Below are 20,608 nucleotides of genomic sequence, written 5' to 3' on the forward strand. Positions count from 1 at the left end.
TCATGCACTCCCTTTCGCGGCGTCCACGGCGGCCTTGCAGGCCTCGCTCATGTTGGGCAGCGGATCCATGCCGAGCTTTTCCTTCAGCATCCGGATCGCTTCCTCGTCGCCGGTTCCGGCGATGGAAAAGAACACCGGGATATCGGGTTTCAGCTCTTCCCAGGCGCCCAGCAGCCCTTCCATCATCACGTCGCAACGCGCGAAGGCGCCGCAGAAATTGACGACCAGACTTTTGATGCCGGGCTTGGCCAGCACCATTTCCAGGGCGAATTTCGCTTTCGTATAGGCCTCGCCGCCGATCTCGCAGAAGTTGGCGGGCGCGCCGCCGTGGTGGCGGACAACATCCATCGTCGTCATTGTCAGACCGGCGCCGTTGGCCAGTACACAGACGTCGCCGTCGAGTTCGATGTATTTGATCCCGGCAGCCTCACCGCGCGCTTCAAGTTCCGTCAGCTTTTCCGGCGCACCTTTGGTGGCCAGGTCCTCCTGACGTTTGATGGCGCTGTCATCGAGCGTGAACTTGCAGTCCAGCGCCACGACCGAACCGTCGCCGGTGACGATCAGCGGATTGATTTCCAGCAGCTCCGCATCGTTGACCATGTAGGCGTCGTAGAGTTTCACCAGCGTGTCCGCGACGCCCGCTTCGGCGCCCGACAGATCGAGACCGGCGATCAGCGCCGCCGCGTCATCGAGGCTGAAGCCTTTGCGGATGTCGACAGCGTGGGATTTCAGTTTCTCCGGCGTATCGGCGGCGATCTCCTCGATATCCATGCCGCCCTCGGTCGAGAACATGACCATCGGTCCCTTGGACACCGGATCGTTCAGCACCGCGGCATAGAACTCTCGGCGGATATCGGATTTTTCCTCGACCAGCACCTTTTCGACGGTGTGTGTGCCGATGGTCATGCCGAGGATCGCCTTGGCGTGCGCCCTGGCTTCATCCGGGCTGTCGGCGAGTTTGATGCCGCCCGCCTTGCCGCGCTTGCCGGTCGGCACCTGCGCCTTGACGACGCAGCCGCCCAGCCGCTCGGCCGCTTCCGCCGCCGCATCCGGATGATATACCAGCATGCTTTCCGGTACCTTGATGCCGCTTTGCGCCAAAAGCGGCTTCGCCGCATATTCCTCGAAGTTCATTTGGATATTTCCCTTGGTCTTCGTTTGTTATGGCTTCACGTCATTCCGGCGAAGGCCGGAATCCAGAGAGGGAGTGACACCCATGAGACAGCAGGCCCGCCGTTCTGGACCCCGGCCTGCGCCGGGGTGACGCAAAAGTGTTATCGCCCGAATTTTTCCCAATAGCCGCCGAACAGCTCTTCTTCGGAAGGCTTGTCCTCGGGAATGGTTTTGACGAGATGCGTGATGTTGATGAAGTGCGTGTAGTTCAGGTTGTCGGAAATCGAGTTCCCGGCCCACGTCCCGCCGCCCATGGAAAGCGTGAAGTTGAGGCCGTTGTTGAAGCCGCCGCCGTTTCCGAACGTGTGCGCCTGATTGACCAGCACGCGGACCACGTCGATTTCCTCGGCCAGGCGTGTCGCATGCTCTGGCACGTTGGTGTGGATACCGACCGAATGGCCCTTGCCGCAGACATCGAGGATCGTATTCAACTGGCGGATGACGTCGTCCATGTCCTTGGCGCGGTAAACGGTCAGCACCAGCGAGAGTTTCTCGTCGATAAACGGGCTGTCGGCATCGGCCGAGCCTTCCTCGACCATGAAGAACTTGTTGCCCTTGGCCTGCTCGCCCAAGCCGAAGACATCGGCCAGCACGTCGGCATCCTTGGCGATGACGTGGCGGTTCAGATGCCCGTCGACCCAAAGGTTTTCCTCGACCTTGTCCTTTTCCTCGGCCGAGCAGAGATAGCCCCCGGCGCGCTTGAGCGCATCCATCGCCTTGTCATAGACGCTGTCGAGAATGATCAGAGAGTTTTCCGACGAGCACGAGGTTGAGTTGTCGAAGATCTTCGACATGGTGATCTTTTCCGCCGCATCGTCGAAATCCGCCGTCTCGTCGATGATCACCGGGACGTTCCCGGCGCCGACGCCAATGGCCGGCGTGCCCGATGAATAGGCGCGTTTCACGTTGTTCTGCGAGCCGGTGACGATGACCAGATCGGACTGGTTCATGAGCTGCTGCGTCAGTTCCTTGTTCACGGGCGCCGGCAGGACCTGCACCAGATCGGCGGGAAGGCCGATTTTTTCAAGTTCGGCGCGCATGTAGCTGACGGTTTTCGTCGTCGTGCCGAGACCGGCCGGCGACGGCGCAATGATCACCGCGTTGCGGCCCTTGATGGCAAACATTGCCTTGTTGACCGGGGTCGCGGCCGGGTTGGTCGACGGCGTCACGGCAGCGACGACACCGACCGGCTTGGCGTATTTGACGAGGCCCTTTTCGGGAATTTCCTCGATGATGCCGACCGATTTGACGCGGCTGAGATCGCGCAGGCAACCGAAGGTCTTGCGCGTGTTCTTGATGACCTTGCTTTCGACGTTGCCGAGGCCCGTATCCTCAACCGCCAGCTCGGCAAGCTCGCGCGCCCGGCCCGGCTCGTAAATCGACCACGCCAGCGCCGTCACCGCTTCATCGACGCGGGCCTGGTCGGCATTGGCGAACTGCGCCATCGCGGCGCGGGCCTTGGCGACCAATCCACGGATGATTTCTTTTTCAGGTCCTTGTTCAGATGCTTTTGCAGCAGCTTGGGTGCTCATGACGTTTCCTCTGGGCAGATTTTCTCGGGAACCGGATTGAGTATAAAGCATACGCAAATCGAATCATAAATCAACAATTAATGAGATTAATCGTCCCATAAAATGAGATCAAAGCATATTCTAGTCGTGACTGCAGGCACCGCAATGTCCATGCAATTCGACGACGGCGCGCTCGGTCACGAAGCCGTTGCCTCCCGCCAGTGCGCCCAGGGTTTTCACGGCTTTCGGGACCGGAATTTCCGAAACCGCGCCGCAGTCGTCACAAATCGCAAACGCGACGGCGGCGTTATGGCGGTGTTCGTGCCCACCGCTGTCATGTTCATGTGCACACGCGACAAAGGCGTTCATGCTTTCAATACGATGTACGAGCGACAGTTCCATCAGGCTTTCGAGGGCGCGGTAGACCTGCGCCGGGGCGCGGATGCCCTGTGCGCGGACATCGTCGAGGATTTCGTACGCCGTCATCGCCCTACCCGCCTTTTCAAGGCGACCGAGCACGGCCTTCTGGTTCTTCGTCAGGCGGTCCGCATCGGTCATCGCCGCCCCCCGTCACCTAAGGCCACCCGGCGAAACCGGCGGGGCAGCAAACTGACCAGAAAAATAACGGCCGCCGCAACGACGATGCTGGGTCCCGATGGCGTATCCCATGCCAGCGAGCCGCCAAGACCGGCAAAAACAGCGCCACTCCCCGCGAGCGCGGCAAGGACGGCCATGATCTCTGGCCCGGACGCATACCGCCTGGCCGTTGCCGCGGGAATGATCAGCAAGGACGTAATCAGCAAGATTCCCACCACCTTCATGGCGATGGCGATCACCGCAGCCATCAAAAGCATGAAGACGACCCGCGCACGTTCCGGGTGCAGGCCTTCGGCTGCCGCCAGTTCGCTACTGATGGTGCCGGCCAGCAAAGGCCGCCAGATTATGGCGAGAACGCCCAGGACAACGGCACCGCCGCCGTAAATCATCACGATATCGGTCCACGACACGGCAAGGATATCGCCGAACAGAAACGCCATCAGATCGATCCTGAGCCAGGTCATCATGGCAACGATGACGATCCCCAGCGCCAGCGTCGAATGCGAAAGAATCCCCAGCAGCGCATCGCTGGACAGGGTTGCGCGCCGCTGCAGGGCGATCAGCGCCAAGGCACCGAGGGCGGCGACGGCAAACACGGCCCCCGTGATTGAGACATCGAAAAGCACGGCCAGTGCGACGCCGAGCAGCGCCGAATGTGCCATGGTATCGCCGAAATACGCCATCCTCCGCCAGATGATGAAACAGCCGAGCGGCCCCGCGACCAGCGCAACGCCGATCCCGGCCAACAGGGCGCGGAGCAGAAAATCATCCATGCGGCTCGTGCTCCGGGTGCGTACAGGCCGAATGATCGTCGGCGCCGTCGGTATGAACCACCGTACCGTCGGGTAGGTGCCGGTGATCGTGATGATGGTGATAGACGGCCAGCGCCTCGGCGGCGCGGGCACCGAACAAGGAGCGGTATTCGGGACTTTCCGATACCGTCTGCGGCGTCCCGGAGCAGCACACATGCCCGTTCAGACAAACAACGGTATCCGTCGCCGCCATGACGATGTGCAGATCGTGCGATATCAGCAAGATGCCGCAATCGTGCCGGTTGCGGAGTTCGGCGATAAGTTCGTAAAGCGCGATTTCCCCCGTCGCGTCGACACCCTGCACCGGCTCATCGAGAACCAGCAGTTCCGGCTCTGCAATGATCGCGCGGGCCAGCAAAAGGCGCTGGAATTCACCACCGGACAGAACCTGGACGTCGCGATTGGAAAATCCGTTCAGACCGACCTCGTCCAGGGCACGGTCGATGGCCTGGGCGGCATGTTGCGCGGTCAGCGTCATGAAACGGCGCACCGTCAGCGGCATTGTCCAGTCGATGGCAAGTTTCTGCGGTACATAACCGACCCTGAGCCCCGGCGCCCGCTCAATGCGCCCGGCATCGTGCGCAATCAACCCGAGCAGGGCGCGTACCGTGGTGCTCTTGCCGGAACCGTTCGGACCGATCAACGTAACGATCTCGCCGGCATGCACTTGCAGATCGACATGGTCGATCAGCCAACGCTGGCCATGGCGTACACCGACCCCGGCCGAGGCAATCAGCAGACGGGCAGACGATGCATTTGTTTGACCGGTAAAATTCATGATGTTATATCATAACAACATCTGCATTCCCGAAACAACATTAAAAGCGAGTTTTCCGACGATGCGTACCCCTTTTGTTATCGGCGTTCTGGCACTGTGTCTGTCCTTGCGTGCCGTTTCCGCAACCGCCGAACCGGTGCGCGTCGTTACCACGATAAAACCCGTCCACTCTCTGGTTTCGATGGTGCTGGCGGGTGTGGCTGAGCCTTATCTGATCGTGCGCGGTGCCAGTTCGCCGCACGGCTTCGCGATGCGCCCGTCGGATGCCAGGGCATTGGCGCATGCCGATGTCATTTTCTGGGTCGGCCCGGAACTGGAAACGTTCATGATCAAGCCGCTTGAAACCCTGCCCGCCTCTGCACGCGTGGTTGCTTTCGTCGACGATGACGATGCGCACGGCAAGGAAAACGGCGCACACGAACACCAAGGCCACCTGCACAGCGATGGCGAGGATTTACATATCTGGCTCGACCCGGCGCAAGCCGTGGAAATGATCGAGCAGATCGCCGCCACCATGTCGGCCGCATTGCCGGCGCAAGCACCCAGAATTAAGAAGAACACTGCCGACGCCATCGAACAACTGATCAGTGTCGATGCCGAGGTCCGCCGTCTTGTCGCGCCGCTGCAAGACGATTATCTGGTCGTCCTGCACGACGCTTATGACCACTTCACACATCATTTCGGGCTACTGGAATTCATCGCACTTTCGGTAACGCCCGAACACGAACCGGGACCGGGAAAGATCAGCGAAATCCGCAGGAAAATCAGCGACTACAATGTCCGCTGTGTCTTCGCTGAACCGCAGTTCTCAGACACCTTCGTCCGCCTCCTGATCGAGGGCACGGGCGCGAAGGCGGCCGAGATCGATCCGCTGGGCGCACAGTTGATGCCTGGTCCGGAACTTTACCTGCAACTCCTCCGGCACATGGGTTTTGCGCTCAGGGGATGTTTCGAAGAGACCTCGTAAGCGGTTTCTCAGGCCAGAACGCGGGCGAAGGTCCGCACCTCGATCGAGCGGCGCGGCGGCATATCCGCCGTCGTTTCCGGATGCTCGAACGCGGAATGCGGCGTAAAGCGCGCACGGCCGTCCAGCAAACTGTCGTAACCCTTGATCAGAATTGCCTCGGACATGGTCATTTCCGGGAAATAGAACCAGCGATGCCCTTCACGGTGCGCGACACTGTAGATCCTGCCGACACGCCCGTTCTGGCGTTGGTTGACGATACGGGTGTCGACCAGGTCGCGCGCGTCCATGCTTGAGGCATCAAGCAGCGCCAGCGGCATGCGCCGCACCGGCTCGGCAATCGGCCGCCATACATTGACCTGCACCAGACGGTCCTTGCGCCAGGCCTGGGCACGTTCCTCGCCGATCATGTCGCTGAGCCGGTCCGGACCGGATTCCTCGGTATAGTCATTATGCGCATGGCTGGCCGGGCGGCGGTAAGACGTCTGCGGATCGGTGACGCGCAGGGTGTGATCGAAAATCTCGACCTCGGCGGCACCGGTGGCAGCGGTGACGAGCTTTCTGATTTCGGGGTAGTACACTCGCTCGATTTCGGCGTCGTCTTCGAAATTCCTGACCGCGCTGGCCCCGCTGACAAAGGCGAAGCCTTCCTTGTCGAGGGAGAAGCTCGCCGCCGCATCGCGTCCGCTGGCGATCAGCACCTCGCGCAGATCGAGCCCACCCCGGCACGTCGTCCCCTGGTCATCCTTCGGAATGATGACGCTCGGCGTTTCGCCATCGGGATCGGCAAACAGCAACTCGGCCCTGACGTGGCGTAGATCGGCAATCTGTCTGAGTATCTTGCTCATGGTCTCCTCCTCAAATGGAAGGCCAAGCTTATTATATTCTAAAATGGAAACAATAAGATCATTTTACCGAGTGTTGTTCCTCACAGGAATTAATACAAGGTAATAACATTTTTACAATGTGGTAGGATTCATTTCTACGCATGAAACATATCACCGACCCTGAATATATCTGGCAAATGCCCGGGAAAGTTATTACACTGCAATGCAATATACGATTCGTAGCGTTCGGGGTTATTCCCGCTAAAGGATAAATGAGATGGTAGATCAAGCAATGCTCGCAGGCGCCTCACAGGCGGCGGATTTTCTTAAGGCGCTCGGCAATGAGAACAGACTTCTTATTCTGTGTCACCTGAGTGAAGGCGAACTGTCGGTTTCCGAGCTTGAAACCGCGCTGGGGCTGCGTCAGCCGACCCTGTCGCAACAGCTTGCCCGGCTACGCGCCGACGGTCTTGTGGAAACTCGCCGCGACGGCAAAACCATCTATTACTCGCTCGCCAGCGATGACGTCGGCCAGATTCTCGAACTGATGTACAACCTGTTCTGCTCGGCCGAAGCAAAAGCCGCACGCGAAAAGATGTCTGCACAACGTAAAAGCGCCGCAGCCTGATTTCCCTGTAAATTTAAATGCTGTTTCCGCAAGACGGTTACGTCCCCGAAACCTTTGCCATGAGCAAATTTCGGCACGATCCAGGCGCCGACGTCATCCCGCGGACTGGGCGCGCACGAATTCGTGGAATTTCTGCTTGGTGTAGGCTTTTGCCTCGACATATTTAAACATGGCGAGAAAATGCGCCGGTTTGAAATAACCGGGGATCCGCGCCACTTCATTTTCACGCCCATTCTTGCCGTCCGCGGCTTCCGCATCGTCGGTAAAGAACTGAATAGTCGGTGTAAAACGAACCTGCCACTTGCGCGCCAGTTCCTTTTCCGACAGTTCCTCGCCATCGAAATCGGTCACCATACGCGACCCGATAACATTCAGCTGCAGGATCGTGAAATTGCTTTTCACATAGTCGAGGATTTCAGGCTGCGCCAGGTTGACGCGGTGCGTCTCCTTGCAATACGGGCAGCCTTTGAGTTCCCAGAACACCGCAAACCGCTTGCCGTTCGACGTCGCCTCAGCCAGATCCTCTTTCAGGATCAGAAACGATTCCAGAAACCACGGCTGAATAATCAGCCCGTCATCGTTGTATTTCAGATCATCGGCAAGAAGCCTACCCGGCCACGTGCCGATCGCCGTAGCGGCGGTGGCCAGTCCAAGTTGGTGAAAACGTCGGCGCGTCAGTGTATTTTTTTGCACGGTAACCTCTAAACGCATTCCCATTATCGAATGTGTAGATTAGTCTAGACGTTGTCGTTCGCCAAGATGGCAAATGCATTCTCAACAGGATACAGCACGATGTTTCGTTTCATACTCGTCCTCGGCCTTTTTGTATTCATGACAGGCACGTCCGCACGTGCCGACAGGAATACCGCGTTCCACGATGCCCTGAGTGAGGCATACGGCGGCTACCGGGCAGCGACGAGTTATCTCAGAACGGAAAACCCGGGTCTCGCCTCTCTGGAAATCGCCGGCGCGCTGGATGTCTGGCGCGATATTGTCCAGACCTACGCCGGATCGCCGCCGCCCGCCTATGCCAAGGACAGCAGCTTCAGGGACACGCTCAGCGGAATCGGAAAGGTACTCGAGGCCGCCCTCGCCGCGGCTGAAGAAGGCGACACCAAAGCTGCCGCCAAGTACCTGACCCCGGTTCGCGACACGCTTTACGATCTTCGCAAACGCAACGGCGTGCGGCTTTATGCGGATTGCATTACCGAGCTGAACCGCGCCGTCGAGCCGCTCTACAAGCATCGGCACCTGACACCCGAGCTGGGAATTCCAAAAGTCCGCGAACAGATCACCGGGGAAAGCCGGACTTACGAAACGCTCTTGTTGGATTGCCGGGGCATGGCGCCGAAAAAATACACCGAAGACCCTGAATTCATCCGCCTTTTCGACGGCACAACCGATTCCATCCGTTCCATGTACCCGGCCATCAAAAGCGAAGACCCAGTCCGAGTCATCAACGTGCTGCGTGAACTGCGCTCGTTCGACCGGATCATATACTTCCGCTTCGGCGGCTGACGATCAACCTCCCCATGCTTCGAGACGAGCGCAATGCGCTCTCCTCAGCATGAGGGCGGTAAAAAGCTGCGCCTCATCCTGAGGAACGGCGCAGCCGTGTCTCGAAGGATGGGGTGAAGACTCAGCCGACCTTGCCGAGTGACGGGAAGGCTTCGAGAAGCCAATAGGCGACGTCGGCAATATTCCCGGTCAGGAACAGTATGCCGGTCAGAATCAGGAATACCCCGATCACCTTTTCCACCGTCCCCATATGCTTGCGGACACCCGGCATGAGCCGGAGGAACGGCCCGATCCCGAGTGCCGCAATCAGAAATGGAATACCGATCCCGGCCGCGTAACTGGCCAGCAAAAGCGTACCACGGGACACGGATTCCTCGCTACCCGCCATCATGAGGATCGCCGCCAGCACCGGCCCGACGCAGGGCGTCCAGCCGAACGCGAACGCCAGGCCCATCAGGAAAGCCCCGAAAAAGCCGACCGGCTTGGCCGGTCCCTGAAACCGCGCTTCACGGTACAGCAGCGGAATTTTGACGATGCCGAGGAAGTGCACCCCCATGACGATGACCAGCACGCCGGCAAAGCGGCCGATCCAGATCATGTTTTCAGCCAGCAGTTGGCCAAGGAAGGATGCCGTCGCGCCGAACAGGATAAAGACCAGTGAAAAGCCGATGACGAAGAACAGCGCCGACATGAACACGCGGCGGTTGGCGCCTGGCGGCGGCCCGTCATCCCCTGTCATCTCCGTCAGGCTGACACCGCCAATGAAACAGAGATACGGCGGCACCAGCGGCAGCACGCACGGTGACAGAAAGCTCAGCAATCCGGCGATAAACGCACCGGCAAACCCGATATCAAGACCTGCCATGGCCAGTCCACCCTTAGATGTTCACATGGGCCGCCCCGACGGAACGGCGTTTATCAGGCGCCCCGGACCGTTACGGTCTGGTTCTCCGGTATGTTAACCGTCTTTTTCTTGGCAATATAGCCGGCAACAAGATCGTACGCGGGCGGCCCCTCGGTGCCTTCGTTGACCGAAGCCCAGCCGGACACAACATAGTTGCGGTTGGGATCGATCGGCTTGCCGTCCTTGTTGGTGGTCATGTTGGAAATACGCGAACCGATTTTCTTGCCGACATCGATGGTGTAGCTCATGCCGCCGACGCGCACCATGTCTCCGCCCTGTTGATAATACGGATCGGGGTTGAACAGGTTATCGGCAACATCTTCGAGGATTTCCTTGATGAAGGATCCCTTCATTTCGGTCCGGTACACGTTCGGATAAGTGATCGAGGTGTGGTGGTGCACATGCTCGACGGTGATTTCCTGACCCGGTAACAGGCTTGAGCCCCAGCGGAAGCCCGGCGACAAGGCGATTTCCGCATCGCGTTCTTCCAAAAGCGCCTGACAGATCAGATCGTCGAAGGTGCCGTTGAAATTGCCGCGGCGGTAAAGCGTGGTGTCGGCCGTCCCGAGAACCTTTTCGATCTCGTCCTTGTGCGGCGCGCGGATTTTCTCGACCAGTGCCGCCATTTCCGCATCCGGCGTGATGACATCCGAAAAAACGGGGATCAGCTTGAAGCGGTAGGCATTGACCTTGCCGCCCTGCACATCGAGATCGAGGCGGGACAGGAACTTGCCGTGACTGCCCGAGGCGACGAGGATCGCGTTGTTGACGATCTCGACCTTCGGCAGCGCGTCGTGCGTATGCCCGGTCAGGATTACATCGATGCCGTTGACCCGGCTGGCCAGCTTGCGATCGACGTCAAAGCCGTTGTGCGACAGCAGCACCACAAGCCCGGCGCCCTGGGCGCGTGCATTGTCGACGTGCTTTTGGACTGTCTTTTCATTGATCCCGAACGACCAGTCGGGCATCAGGTAGCGCGGGTTGGCAACCGGCGTATAGGGGAATGCCTGGCCGATGACCGCAACCTTGACGCCGCCGCGGTCGAAATAGGCGGTCGATTCGAATACCGGCTCTTTCCATTCCGTATCGGTGACGTTCCCGGCGAGGAACGGAAACGCGAGCATGTCCTTCAGCTCGTTGACACGGTCCTGCCCATAGGTGAATTCCCAGTGCGCCGTCATGGCATCGAGGCCGAGCGCATTTTGTACCTGAACCATATCCTCGCCCTGGGTTTCAAGCGACGTAAATGATCCTTGCCAGGTGTCGCCGCCGTCCAGGAACAGGGTGTTGTTCGGCCGTTCGGCGCGGATCGCCTTTACCAGGGTCGCCATGCGGTCGATACCGCCGACCTTGCCGTATTCCTTGGCCAGGGATGTGAAGTCCTGGCTGGACATGGCATAGGCTTCGGGCGTGCCGGGCTTGATGCCGTAATGGCCGAGGAAATCCTTGCCGGTAATATGCGGCGGCAGTCCGTTAACCTCGCCGACACCGATGTTGACGGACGGCTCGCGGAAATAAACCGGGGTCAATTGCGCATGGAGATCGGTGAAATGCAGAAGCGTCACCTGGCCCAGAGCGTCGAACTCCAGAAGGCTGGACTGATCGATTTTCTGCTGTGCCATGGCACGGCCGAACGGCATGCTGGTACCGGTAACGGCTGCCGTTGCGGCGGCAAGATGGAAGAATTCGCGACGGGAGATCACGGCGCAGACCCTCTGTACTGGAATTTGAAAATTAGACCGGAGGGACGATCACGCCCCTCCGGTCCAGGCTGTGGTTTGCTAGTTGCGAACTGCCGGCGTTTCGACCGGAAGTCCCATGCCACGAGATTTCACGTAAAGTTCGAGGTTCACATACTCATCCGAACCATAGGCATACGGTTTCGCGCGAACCATCTTGTTACATCCGCGGAAGCGGCGGTGTACGGAACCCACCTTCTGCCATTTCAGACGGTACGTCGGGAACCCGTTGATCTGCCCCTGTGTCAGGGTATTGGCACGGATGATCCCGCCGGCATAGTCTTCGTGGCAATGCTTGCACGCCAGATCGAGCTGGCCACGGCGCTCGTAATAGAACGCCTTGCCCTTTTCGAATGCGGCGGCAGCGGGGCCGTCGATCTTGACGTTGACCGGCATGCCGAGCGACTGGTTGTTGATGAACACCGTCATCGACAACATTTCACCCGATTCCCACTTGTACGGCTTGGCTTCCATGCGGTTCTCGAGGCAGTAGTTGATCTGCTGCTCAACGGTCTGCACTTTGCCGAGTTCCTGATCGTACTCAGGATAGCTCGCCGCAACGCCCTTCATGGTTTCTCCAGAATCGCCGTGACAACTGGCGCAGGATTTACCGGCCTTGCCGTCAACCTTGCTCCAAAGTTCGGCACCCTGTTCAGCCCAGAGCATGCCCGGGTTCTGGAAGTTGTCGACCTGCATGGCCCGGCTTTCGTCGGTCATGTAGGTGAAACCGCTTCGGCGGTCATCGACTTGATATTGTCCCCAATCCGCAGCATCGGCGGTAGCGGCGAACACGCTTAAACCGACAGCAACGGCAGCCGACAGAAACGTGATCTGTTTCCAGTTCATTTTCATAGGTGTTTGCCTCCCAATGTTTTGTTAGCCGCTTATGCTACGGTGATGCTCGCGGTTTTCTTATAAACGGAACCGTCGTCATCAGTCCAAGCGAAGGCAAACTCACCACTTTCTTCGACCTTCGCAAAGAAGGACATGTATGGATTTGCCGAAATAGCCGGAGCCCAGTCAGAACTGAACAACGGCTTGCCGTTAAACGTGACTTCCATCTTGTTGATGATGCTCCGGGGGATCAGCTTGCCGTCCTTACCTTTACGGCGACCGGATTCCATCTTGTGCGAAATCAGTGTCTTGATTTCGACGATCTCGCCTTTCGCAGCCTTCTTCTGGACACGAACGCGGGGTTTTACATTTTTAGCCATGATATTCTCCTTTTGCTCGCGTCAGCCGCCGCAGCCGCCGATTGTGACTTTAACTTCCTGCTGGAAACGGAACGCACTGCCGTCGCTCATTTCGGCGACTGCAACAACGTTCTGCGTACCGGCAAGACGCATACGCGTCGACGCCGAAGCTTTCCCGCTCATCGGTGTGAAGTACATCGAAGCGACTGCCGGCGCCGGGTTGCCGTCAGCGAACAGGTGCACGGCTTTCACATAGTTATCGGCGGTCATTGGGCTTTCGACCGTGAAACCGACCGGAACCGTGTTGCCGTTTTCGGCGATTTGCGGAAGATCGAGCGTGATCTTGCCTTCGGCCGGTTTTTTACCGACCAGTTTCATGACTGCTTCATCGACCATTTTCTGGTCTGCATTTGCGGTGCCGCTCGTCAAAACGACGCCCCCGGCGGCGACCATCGTCGCTCCGGCAGCCAGCAACAGTGCCTCGCGGCGCGTCAATGCTGAAAGTGCTTGTTTCGTGGACATGTCTGTTCCTCTTGGTTTTTTATGCTTACTTGAGGGTTTTCAGATAAGCGACGACATCCTCGACCTCTTCGGCGTTGAGGATCGGCTTATCCTTGAATTTATCGAGTACTCGGTGAAAACCGTTAACGCGATAAAATGCCGGCATGATGGTGTCGGGGTTGATCACCTTTGCGTTGATGACCTGCATACGAAGCTGTCCTTCGCTGTAACGCCCCGCAACACCGTCTAGTGACGGGCCGATCTCACCGTGGAACGGCTGAGCCGACAATGCAGTCACTTGATGACACGCCAGACAGTTCCCAAGCTTGCGGTTGGTGAACGTCTTAACCCCCTTTTGGGGATCGCCGGCTTTGCCGGTCAGTGATTTGTTTACGGAATTATCGACGACCTCGTATTTCACGAGATCGGCGGCATAGGCCGTCCCTGCCAGCAAAAATGCAGCAGCAAGGGCCGGAACAAATGTTCTCAACTTTGGCATAGGGCAATCGCCTCCCAATAAAATGTGCCTCATTCAGGAGCGATCATTTTCCTTGTATTCGGAATCATATTCCACACGTGGTGAATTATGATCGTCGCTCCAATTCCCTTAATCATATTCAAAATATATTATATATCAACATTGAATACGATTCCTAAATAACACATCCTAGTGTGAACAGGGTTGGGGGAGTTTGACAAGTTCCTGTGCCAGAAGCGGCCAGAAAAAATCTTCCCCCGCATAACCGACGAGACGGGCAACTTCCTTGCCCTCATGGAAAAGGACGAAGGTCGGAGTGTATACGATGGCGGAAACACCACTAAGATCGTCGGGCCGCTGATCGTGAATATCCACACGGCGCAAAGGCGCACACTTGGATTCCGGCGTGTTAGGATAGGCTGGGCCGATTTCATCATGCCAGCGCTTGCACCACGCGCAAGTCTCGCTTTCGAACATCACCAGCTCTGCACTTCCGGCTGTTCCGGAGATACCGCACAGCATCAAAGCAATCGCAAAACAGCGCCCCGCAGCCAGGATCGATTTTGTACCCATGGATTGTATTATACCCTTCATTGACCGGCCCCACAGCTGCAACAATCGCTACAGGAATTCATACTAAATGACCAAAACTCCGTACACACGCCGGAACATGCTGATAGGCAGTGCGGCTTTTCTTGCTACGGGCGGTGCCGTGCTTGCCGATGGCAAAAGCCCCAGAATGTCGCAGGCAAAGGTGCGGATCGTTATCATCGGCGGCGGCTTCGGCGGTGCAACGGCGGCGCGCGCGGCGCGGGCCAACATGCCGGCGGCCGAGGTGACCCTGCTGACCGACCAGCCGAAATTCTGGATGTGCCCGGGCAGCAATTCCGTCATCGCCGGATATCATGAACTTGCCTCGGTCGAAGTCGGCTACGACAGCATCAAGGCGCACGGCATCGCCGTCGAGCTTGACCCCGCCGTCGGCATCGACGCCACCGCCCACACCGTCACCACGGCCAGCGGCCGCAAGCTTGTCTATGACAAGCTGATCCTTTCGCCTGGCGTTGCCTTTAATTACGATTCCATCGACGGCATCTCGCTCGACACCGCCGAGCGCGTGCCGCATGCCTGGAAGGCCGGCCCGCAGACACTGCTTCTCAGAAGCCAGTTGCAAGCCATGCCCGACGGCGGGTTGTTTGTCATGACCATGCCGCCGGCGCCATACCGCTGCCCCCCGGCGCCGGCCGAGCGGGCCTGCCTTGTCGCGGATTATATCAAGAACAACAAACCCGGTGCGCGGTTGCTGATCCTCGACGCCAAGGACGAATTTCCGTTTCAGGACCTTTTCAGCGAAGCCTGGGATCAGCTTTATCCGGATATTATCGAATACCGCTCGATCGCCGATGACGGCGTGGTGCGCGAGGTCGACCCCGAGACCCTGACCGCAATTACCGATTTCGAAGAGATCAAGGCCGACGTGCTCAACGTTATTCCGCCGCAGACCGCCGGTCGTATCGCCATCGATGCCGGGGCCACCGATGAAACCGGCTGGTGTCCGGTCGACATCCGTACCTTTGCCTCGACGCTGCTCGACGACGTGTACGTCATCGGCGATGCCGCCCTCGCCGATCCGCTGCCCAAGGCGGGGTCTACGGCCGCCAGCCAGGCGCATGTCGCCATCGAGGCTATTGCCGCCGAACTCAACGGCGATCCGGTCCCCCAGCCGTCGTGGATTGCCAACTGCTATTCGCTGGCCGCGCCGGATTACGGTGTGCGTCTCGGCGCGACATATACATACGAAACGGATCACGTCATCCGCAACAGCACCAACTTCTCCGAGCTGGGCGCCAGCGCCGGTGACCGCAAGGCCGACGCGGAATACACCGATGCATGGCTGCAGCAGATCAAGCTCGAAGTCTGGGGCTGAAAACACGTCGAAATTCCCTTCTTAACTCATCCAGAGGGGCGGCTGGTTGCGCCTCGTAGGATGAGACCCGCGCCACTGTCCGGGGCCGCGTTCTATTCGAACTCCATCTGTACGAACACACGGCCTGCATTGCGGGTCGCCAGCTGTTCATAGGTATCGAGATGCTTGTACGGTGTCTGATCGACGTAATACGCCTGTTCAAGCGTGCCGCCGTTCTCCAGATGCGCCGCGATCTTGCCGCGAAGATAAACCAGATAATCATGGGTATAGCGGCGCACCTGCGCCATGTTCGTCGGGTGCCCGTGGCCCGGAATGACGTAGGTCGCTTTCAAGGCCTCGAACGGGCCCTCCCAGGTTTCCAGCCAGCCCTTGGTGTCGGTGTCGTCGAAGATCGGCAGCATGCGTTCGTGAAACGCCATGTCCCCGGCGATGACCAGCGACTGTTCCGGCAACCAGACCTGAATATCGCCGGGGCTGTGTGCGGGGCCGAGATGCAGGACCTCGATCCTGAAGTTGCCCATCTCGATCTCGTATTTGTCCTCGAAGGTTTCCGTCGGCCCCTGGATTTTCGTGCCCTGGGCACGCTCCCTCAGCTGCCGCTTGGCGCTATCCATAATTTGCCCGGCACGGTCGTTGAATTCGTGTGCGGCATCGGCATGCGCGAGAATCTTCACGTTCTGCTCGATCCAATAGCTGTTGCCGAGCATGGCGTGACCCTGACCGTTTTCATTGATCACCAGTTTCACCGGCTGATCGGTGATCAGTTTTATTTCGTCATGCAACGCCTTGGCCAGCAGGTATGCCCCGCCGCCGTTGACGACGATCACCCCGTCGCCGGTGACGATGAAGCTCAGATTATTGTTATGCCCGGTGTTGTCGTAACCAGGCGGGGCCGTGGCGCCGATCGCCGACCAGACATGCGGGATCACCTCGACCGGTTTCGAATACAGCATTGATGCCGGATATTGATCGGGGATGTCCTCGCTGGCGAATGCCGTCAACGGCACTATCAGAGCCATGAATAAACAGATGACTGAACGCATGAATTCCTCCGGTACTTTTTTGCTTACGGGAAGTATGCCTAAACAATTAAGAAAAATCGAATATGAAAATCCGATGTACGCGGCGGGCTGGATTTCGGCGGCACGGGACATGATTTCAAGGCGCACCGGGGTGCTGCTCTGAGGCACGGATTTTCCGCAAATCCATTGTGCTACAAGGGAGGGTTGGCCATCATTGCATGACCGTCCCCTATGGGCCGGCAACAACTCCGGGAGACTCTGCTGAATGACGGATACCCTACCCGAAGTCGCCGTCAGCGACGCCGATACGGAAACCCGCGACATCTACGAGCGTATCATGACCGCCACGGGGGTCGGCTCACCGGCGCTGATATACAGGCACTTTGCCGTGTATCCCGGCATGCTCGCCTGGGTCTGGTCGATCGTCGGCGCGTCCCTGGAAAGCGGACAGATCACCGCACACGCGCTCAAGGCCGTCGGCGACACTCCTATTGTCCCCTTGCCCGCCGTCAGCGCCGCTGAGATGCAGGCCACAGGAGTCGATGCCGACGGGCACCGGCTGATCGAGGCCATGATCGCCACCTATAATCGCATGAATCCGGTCAACCTGAGCCTGATCACGGCGATCCGAAATCTGCTCGACCCGACTCAACCGCCGGCACCGGCGGCATCGCTTCCACCTGTTGCCGTGCAGCCACCACCCGTCGCGCACAAGCTGCCGGCGCCCTTGAGTCTGAATGCCATGCGCGGTGACGTGCGCGACGCGGTACTGGACCTCAGCGCCGCCATTCCAAGCGCGCTCCCCTCATCCGGGACGCAGGTGATCCCGACGCTGTACCGTCACCTGGCGATCTGGCCGGATTTTCTGATGCATGTGGCGCCGGGCCTTTTGCAGGCAATGCACCGCGGCGAGGTCGAGGCCCGCATGGCCGACCTGAACGCCGCCATGCAGCCGCTCATCGACAGCGTGACGGCTGCGGCCCGCGATGCAAACCCGCCGGCACCGCCGCTCGACGATCCGCAGGCGATGGTGACGACGCTGAATTCGTTTCTGTACACAATCCCGCAACTGGTTGTCGTCGGCACCGCATTACGCGCCGCCATTCCCACCGCGAAAACCACCTGACAGGATTCAGGCCGGCGCGTCGACCCGGCGGAACGTCGATGGATCGGCACGCCGCCAGTGCATGGCGTATTCCTCGGGACAGTCGTCGCGCAGCAGCTGACCCGGCTCCAGCGTCACCATGGTGGTGCCGCTCAGATGCGGTTCGCGGAAATTGATCATGTTCAGCGTGATCTGATCCGGCGCGGTCAGGCCCATGGCACCCAGCATCTCGGCAAAGCCGAGCAGTGTGTTGCCGTGGAAATTGGCGACGCGTCGGGCCTTGTCGCCGACGTGCAGACCGGACTGGCGCATCTGATCCTGCGTTGCGACCCCGGTCGGGCAGCGGTTGGTATGGCAAGCCCGGGCCTGGATGCAGCCGATCGAGAACATGAAACCGCGCGCCGAGTTACACCAGTCCGCACCGAGCGCGAGCGCCCGCGCCATGTCGGCACCGGAGACGATCTTGCCGCTGGCGCCGAGCTTGACCTTGTCGCGGATACCGGCGCCGACCAGCGCCTGATGCACGAAATGCAGCCCGTCCCTGAGCGGCAGGCCGAGAGAGTTGGAAAATTCGACTGGTGCGGCCCCGGTGCCGCCTTCCTTGCCGTCGATGACGATGAAGTCGGGATAACAGTCATTGGCCAGCATCGCCTTGATCATGGCCATGAATTCGCGCCGGTGTCCGACGCAGAGCTTGAAACCGACCGGTTTGCCTTCGGCGTTATCGCGAAGCAGTTGAATGAAATCGACCAGACCCTGCGGGCTTGAAAATGCCGAATGCGCCGACGGCGAGATGCAGTTGACCCCAATCGGAACCCCCCGCGCTTCCGAGATTTCCTCGGTCACCTTGGCCCCCGGCAGCATGCCGCCATGCCCCGGCTTGGCACCCTGCGACAGCTTGATCTCGATCATCTTGATCTGATTGTCGGCGGCCTTCTCCCTGAAGGTGTCGAGACAGAAACGGCCGTCCGCCGTGCGACAGCCGAAATACCCCGAGCCGATTTCCCAGATAATGTCGCCGCCGTTCTCGCGATGATAACGCGAAATGCCGCCTTCCCCGGTGTCATGCGCAAAACCGCCCATCGCCGCGCCACGGTTCAGTGCCGCAATGGCATTGCCGCTGAGCGCACCGAAACTCATTGCCGAGACGTTCAGCAACGAGCAGCTATAGGGCTGTTTGCAGGCGTCCCCACCGATGCTGACCCTGAGCGTTTTCGGATCGACGTGTTCGGGCAGCATGGAATGGCTGAAGTACGTATAACCCGGCGCATACACATCTTGCTGGGTACCGAAGGGAATGGTCTGCAGATCGTTCTTGGCGCGCTGGTAAACCAGCGAACGTTGCTCGCGGTTGAACGGAAAAGCGTCGGCATCGCTTTCGATCAGGTACTGGCGGATTTCCGGGCGGATGCCTTCGAACAGCCAGCGCATATGCGATATGATCGGGTAGTTGCGCCACAACGTATGCCGCGTCTGGATCAGGTCGTAGACCCCGAGTGCCGCCAGCGGCGCACAGACGCCAAGAACCCACCAGCCGATAAAGCTGCCGGCGACCAGCAACACAAACCCGGCCCCGATGCCGATACCGGCACCGATCAATGCGAAAAACCTCCCCATGGGTAACGTCTCCCCTCTACCCGAGCGATCACAAACGCTCCCCGATCATAAGTCGGGCAACGGTCATATTCTAATTTTATCAACGGCGTTGGTGAAGAAACCCTAAAAGCCTGCGACGTCGCCGTCGCTGCGCGGGTTGCTGGCCCCTTCGAGCAGACCGTTCTCATGCCGGCAAACCGCCTCGGCGTGTCCCATGATGGACGTGAACGGCGCCATGATGTCGACGGCATGCCCGGAATCGCGCAACGCCTTGACGGTATCCGGGTCGAAGCGGCTTTCGAGCTTGAACGTGGTGTTGTCCTCGCCCCAGGTCCGCCCGAGCAGCCAACGCGGCGAGGTGATCATCCCGCGTGTTGCCGTGGGCGTATAGAGCATCCAGATCTCCCGATTGCGGCATTGCGCCGGCGCTGCTGTGTCAGCGCATATATGAGGCTCAGGGCCATTGCATCAAGCGAAGATGCCCAAAAACGCCCGCATAGCGGAATAGGCAGGTCTGAATTCCATGCTTTACGAGGCGGCCGGGGATGGTCGATCCTAGCCCCAGGACAAGATTAACGGAGAATATTTGCATGATCCGCACCAGCCAAAGACAGCCCGGCACACAAACGGGAGGCGGCATATGACATTTTCCATCGTCGCCCGATGCCGCAATACCGGCATGTTCGGCGTTGCCGTCACATCGTCGAGCCCAGCCGTTACGGCACGCTGCGCATTCGCCGAAGCCGGCGTCGGCGCCGTCGCCACGCAGAATATTACCGATCCGTCTCTCGGCCCCCGCGGACTCGGACTGCTGCGCGCCGAAGCCGACGCACTGGAAACCATCGAAACGCTATTGAGCAGTTCCCAACACATGGAATTTCGCCAGGTCATGGTCATTGATCGTAGCGGCGACACAGCGATCCATTCGGGTACGGAAATTCTCGGCGCATGGGGCGAAGCGGCGACAAAAAATGCCGCCGCGGCGGGCAACCTTCTCGGCGACAAGTCCGTGCCGCGATCCATGATCCTTGCCTTCGAGGAATCGGAAAACAGCGCGATGCATCTTGCCGACAGGCTGATCGATGCCCTGAAATCGGGTCTTGCGGCAGGTGGCGAAGCGGGGCCGGTGCATTCCGCCGGCATCAAGGTCGTCGACCGTGTCTCGTGGCCGATCGTCGATCTCCGTATTGACTGGACGGATGGCTGCCCGATCAACGAGCTGGAAGCGCTGTGGCAGCGTTACAAGCCGCAGATGGATGATTACGTGACCCGTGCCCTCGACCCGTCCGCGGCGCCGAGTTACGGCGTACCGGGCGACGCGTAGGCTTTTTCCTT

Annotated in this window: 24 protein-coding genes; 7 read left to right on the top strand and 17 right to left on the bottom strand. The window is 59.2% G+C overall.

What is annotated here, in order from left to right; genetic code table 11:
• The 5 genes from L2D14_13535 to znuC all read right to left on the bottom strand — a co-directional run bounded on the left by L2D14_13535 (position 1) and on the right by znuC (position 4,871).
• Entirely contained in the window at positions 1 to 1,134 is a 1,134-nt protein-coding gene (locus L2D14_13535; GenBank protein ID WNJ98889.1) for an ATP-grasp domain-containing protein, read from the bottom strand.
• 140 nt (positions 1,135 to 1,274) lie between these two features.
• Positions 1,275 to 2,705: an aldehyde dehydrogenase family protein gene (locus L2D14_13540; protein WNJ98890.1), complete on the bottom strand. Its 1,431-nt coding sequence runs from the start codon at positions 2,703 to 2,705 to the stop codon at positions 1,275 to 1,277.
• Between the two features lie 120 nt (positions 2,706 to 2,825).
• Complete coding sequence (locus L2D14_13545; protein ID WNJ98891.1) at positions 2,826 to 3,242, bottom strand: Fur family transcriptional regulator; 417 nt, start codon at positions 3,240 to 3,242, stop codon at positions 2,826 to 2,828.
• Positions 3,239 to 4,054 (bottom strand): metal ABC transporter permease, encoded by an 816-nt coding sequence (locus L2D14_13550; protein WNJ98892.1) that lies wholly within the window; start codon positions 4,052 to 4,054, stop codon positions 3,239 to 3,241. Before L2D14_13550 ends, L2D14_13545 begins: the two co-directional genes overlap by 4 nt.
• Entirely contained in the window at positions 4,047 to 4,871 is an 825-nt protein-coding gene (gene znuC, locus L2D14_13555; protein ID WNJ98893.1) for a zinc ABC transporter ATP-binding protein ZnuC, read from the bottom strand. Before znuC ends, L2D14_13550 begins: the two co-directional genes overlap by 8 nt.
• 61 nt (positions 4,872 to 4,932) lie before the next feature.
• Here znuC and L2D14_13560 point away from each other — a divergent pair, with 61 nt between their 5' ends.
• On the top strand, positions 4,933 to 5,838 hold the full coding sequence (locus L2D14_13560; protein WNJ98894.1) for a zinc ABC transporter substrate-binding protein: 906 nt from the start codon (positions 4,933 to 4,935) through the stop codon (positions 5,836 to 5,838).
• 8 nt (positions 5,839 to 5,846) lie between these two features.
• Here the strand turns inward: L2D14_13560 and L2D14_13565 are convergent, their stop codons facing one another.
• Entirely contained in the window at positions 5,847 to 6,683 is an 837-nt protein-coding gene (locus L2D14_13565; protein WNJ98895.1) for a CmcJ/NvfI family oxidoreductase, read from the bottom strand.
• Positions 6,684 to 6,939: 256 nt separating this feature from the next.
• Between L2D14_13565 and L2D14_13570 the strand changes: the two genes are divergently transcribed.
• Positions 6,940 to 7,290: a metalloregulator ArsR/SmtB family transcription factor gene (locus L2D14_13570; GenBank protein ID WNJ98896.1), complete on the top strand. Its 351-nt coding sequence runs from the start codon at positions 6,940 to 6,942 to the stop codon at positions 7,288 to 7,290.
• Positions 7,291 to 7,383: 93 nt separating this feature from the next.
• On the opposite strand, the gene L2D14_13575 is transcribed toward L2D14_13570, so the two are convergent.
• Positions 7,384 to 7,983 carry a thioredoxin family protein gene (locus tag L2D14_13575; protein WNJ98897.1) on the bottom strand — a complete coding sequence of 200 codons (600 nt, stop codon included), beginning with the start codon at positions 7,981 to 7,983 and terminating at the stop codon, positions 7,384 to 7,386.
• 99 nt (positions 7,984 to 8,082) lie between these two features.
• Between L2D14_13575 and L2D14_13580 the strand changes: the two genes are divergently transcribed.
• Positions 8,083 to 8,808, top strand: coding sequence for a hypothetical protein (locus tag L2D14_13580; protein ID WNJ98898.1), 726 nt, complete (start codon positions 8,083 to 8,085; stop codon positions 8,806 to 8,808).
• 121 nt (positions 8,809 to 8,929) lie between these two features.
• Here the strand turns inward: L2D14_13580 and L2D14_13585 are convergent, their stop codons facing one another.
• From L2D14_13585 to L2D14_13615, 7 genes are all read right to left on the bottom strand, one after another.
• A complete protein-coding gene (locus tag L2D14_13585; protein WNJ98899.1) occupies positions 8,930 to 9,673 on the bottom strand; it encodes a cytochrome c biogenesis protein CcdA in 744 nt (247 codons plus the stop codon).
• Between the two features lie 53 nt (positions 9,674 to 9,726).
• The gene (soxB, locus tag L2D14_13590; GenBank protein WNJ98900.1) at positions 9,727 to 11,415 is read right to left on the bottom strand and encodes a thiosulfohydrolase SoxB; all 1,689 of its coding nucleotides are present in this window, start codon (positions 11,413 to 11,415) and stop codon (positions 9,727 to 9,729) included.
• A 78-nt stretch (positions 11,416 to 11,493) separates the two neighbouring features.
• Positions 11,494 to 12,303 carry a sulfur oxidation c-type cytochrome SoxA gene (soxA, locus tag L2D14_13595; GenBank protein WNJ98901.1) on the bottom strand — a complete coding sequence of 270 codons (810 nt, stop codon included), beginning with the start codon at positions 12,301 to 12,303 and terminating at the stop codon, positions 11,494 to 11,496.
• A gap of 32 nt (positions 12,304 to 12,335) precedes the next feature.
• Complete coding sequence (soxZ, locus tag L2D14_13600; protein ID WNJ98902.1) at positions 12,336 to 12,665, bottom strand: thiosulfate oxidation carrier complex protein SoxZ; 330 nt, start codon at positions 12,663 to 12,665, stop codon at positions 12,336 to 12,338.
• A gap of 21 nt (positions 12,666 to 12,686) precedes the next feature.
• Complete coding sequence (gene soxY / locus L2D14_13605; protein WNJ98903.1) at positions 12,687 to 13,166, bottom strand: thiosulfate oxidation carrier protein SoxY; 480 nt, start codon at positions 13,164 to 13,166, stop codon at positions 12,687 to 12,689.
• A 25-nt stretch (positions 13,167 to 13,191) separates the two neighbouring features.
• Complete coding sequence (gene soxX / locus L2D14_13610) at positions 13,192 to 13,644, bottom strand: sulfur oxidation c-type cytochrome SoxX (GenBank protein WNJ98904.1); 453 nt, start codon at positions 13,642 to 13,644, stop codon at positions 13,192 to 13,194.
• 168 nt (positions 13,645 to 13,812) lie between these two features.
• A complete protein-coding gene (locus L2D14_13615) occupies positions 13,813 to 14,196 on the bottom strand; it encodes a transcriptional regulator (GenBank protein WNJ98905.1) in 384 nt (127 codons plus the stop codon).
• A gap of 67 nt (positions 14,197 to 14,263) precedes the next feature.
• Here L2D14_13615 and L2D14_13620 point away from each other — a divergent pair, with 67 nt between their 5' ends.
• Positions 14,264 to 15,550 (top strand): FAD/NAD(P)-binding oxidoreductase, encoded by a 1,287-nt coding sequence (locus L2D14_13620; protein ID WNJ98906.1) that lies wholly within the window; start codon positions 14,264 to 14,266, stop codon positions 15,548 to 15,550.
• A 92-nt stretch (positions 15,551 to 15,642) separates the two neighbouring features.
• Here L2D14_13620 and L2D14_13625 read toward each other — a convergent pair whose 3' ends face one another.
• Complete coding sequence (locus L2D14_13625; GenBank protein WNJ98907.1) at positions 15,643 to 16,569, bottom strand: MBL fold metallo-hydrolase; 927 nt, start codon at positions 16,567 to 16,569, stop codon at positions 15,643 to 15,645.
• 10 nt (positions 16,570 to 16,579) lie between these two features.
• On the opposite strand from L2D14_13625, the gene L2D14_13630 reads away from it, so the two are divergent.
• Together L2D14_13630 and L2D14_13635 are read left to right on the top strand one after the other, a co-directional pair.
• On the top strand, positions 16,580 to 16,735 hold the full coding sequence (locus L2D14_13630; GenBank protein WNJ98908.1) for a hypothetical protein: 156 nt from the start codon (positions 16,580 to 16,582) through the stop codon (positions 16,733 to 16,735).
• Positions 16,736 to 16,837: 102 nt separating this feature from the next.
• Entirely contained in the window at positions 16,838 to 17,698 is an 861-nt protein-coding gene (locus L2D14_13635) for a hypothetical protein (protein ID WNJ98909.1), read from the top strand.
• 6 nt (positions 17,699 to 17,704) lie between these two features.
• On the opposite strand, the gene L2D14_13640 is transcribed toward L2D14_13635, so the two are convergent.
• Positions 17,705 to 19,294 (bottom strand): FMN-binding glutamate synthase family protein, encoded by a 1,590-nt coding sequence (locus L2D14_13640; GenBank protein WNJ98910.1) that lies wholly within the window; start codon positions 19,292 to 19,294, stop codon positions 17,705 to 17,707.
• Positions 19,295 to 19,396: 102 nt separating this feature from the next.
• Positions 19,397 to 19,669 (bottom strand): gamma-glutamyltransferase, encoded by a 273-nt coding sequence (locus L2D14_13645; protein ID WNJ98911.1) that lies wholly within the window; start codon positions 19,667 to 19,669, stop codon positions 19,397 to 19,399.
• A gap of 244 nt (positions 19,670 to 19,913) precedes the next feature.
• Here L2D14_13645 and L2D14_13650 point away from each other — a divergent pair, with 244 nt between their 5' ends.
• A complete protein-coding gene (locus L2D14_13650; protein WNJ98912.1) occupies positions 19,914 to 20,597 on the top strand; it encodes a DUF1028 domain-containing protein in 684 nt (227 codons plus the stop codon).
• Positions 20,598 to 20,608: the final 11 nt, after the last annotated feature.

It is taken from the genome of Thalassospiraceae bacterium LMO-JJ14 (assembly GCA_021555105.2).
Lineage (GTDB): Bacteria > Pseudomonadota > Alphaproteobacteria > Rhodospirillales > Casp-alpha2 > UBA4479.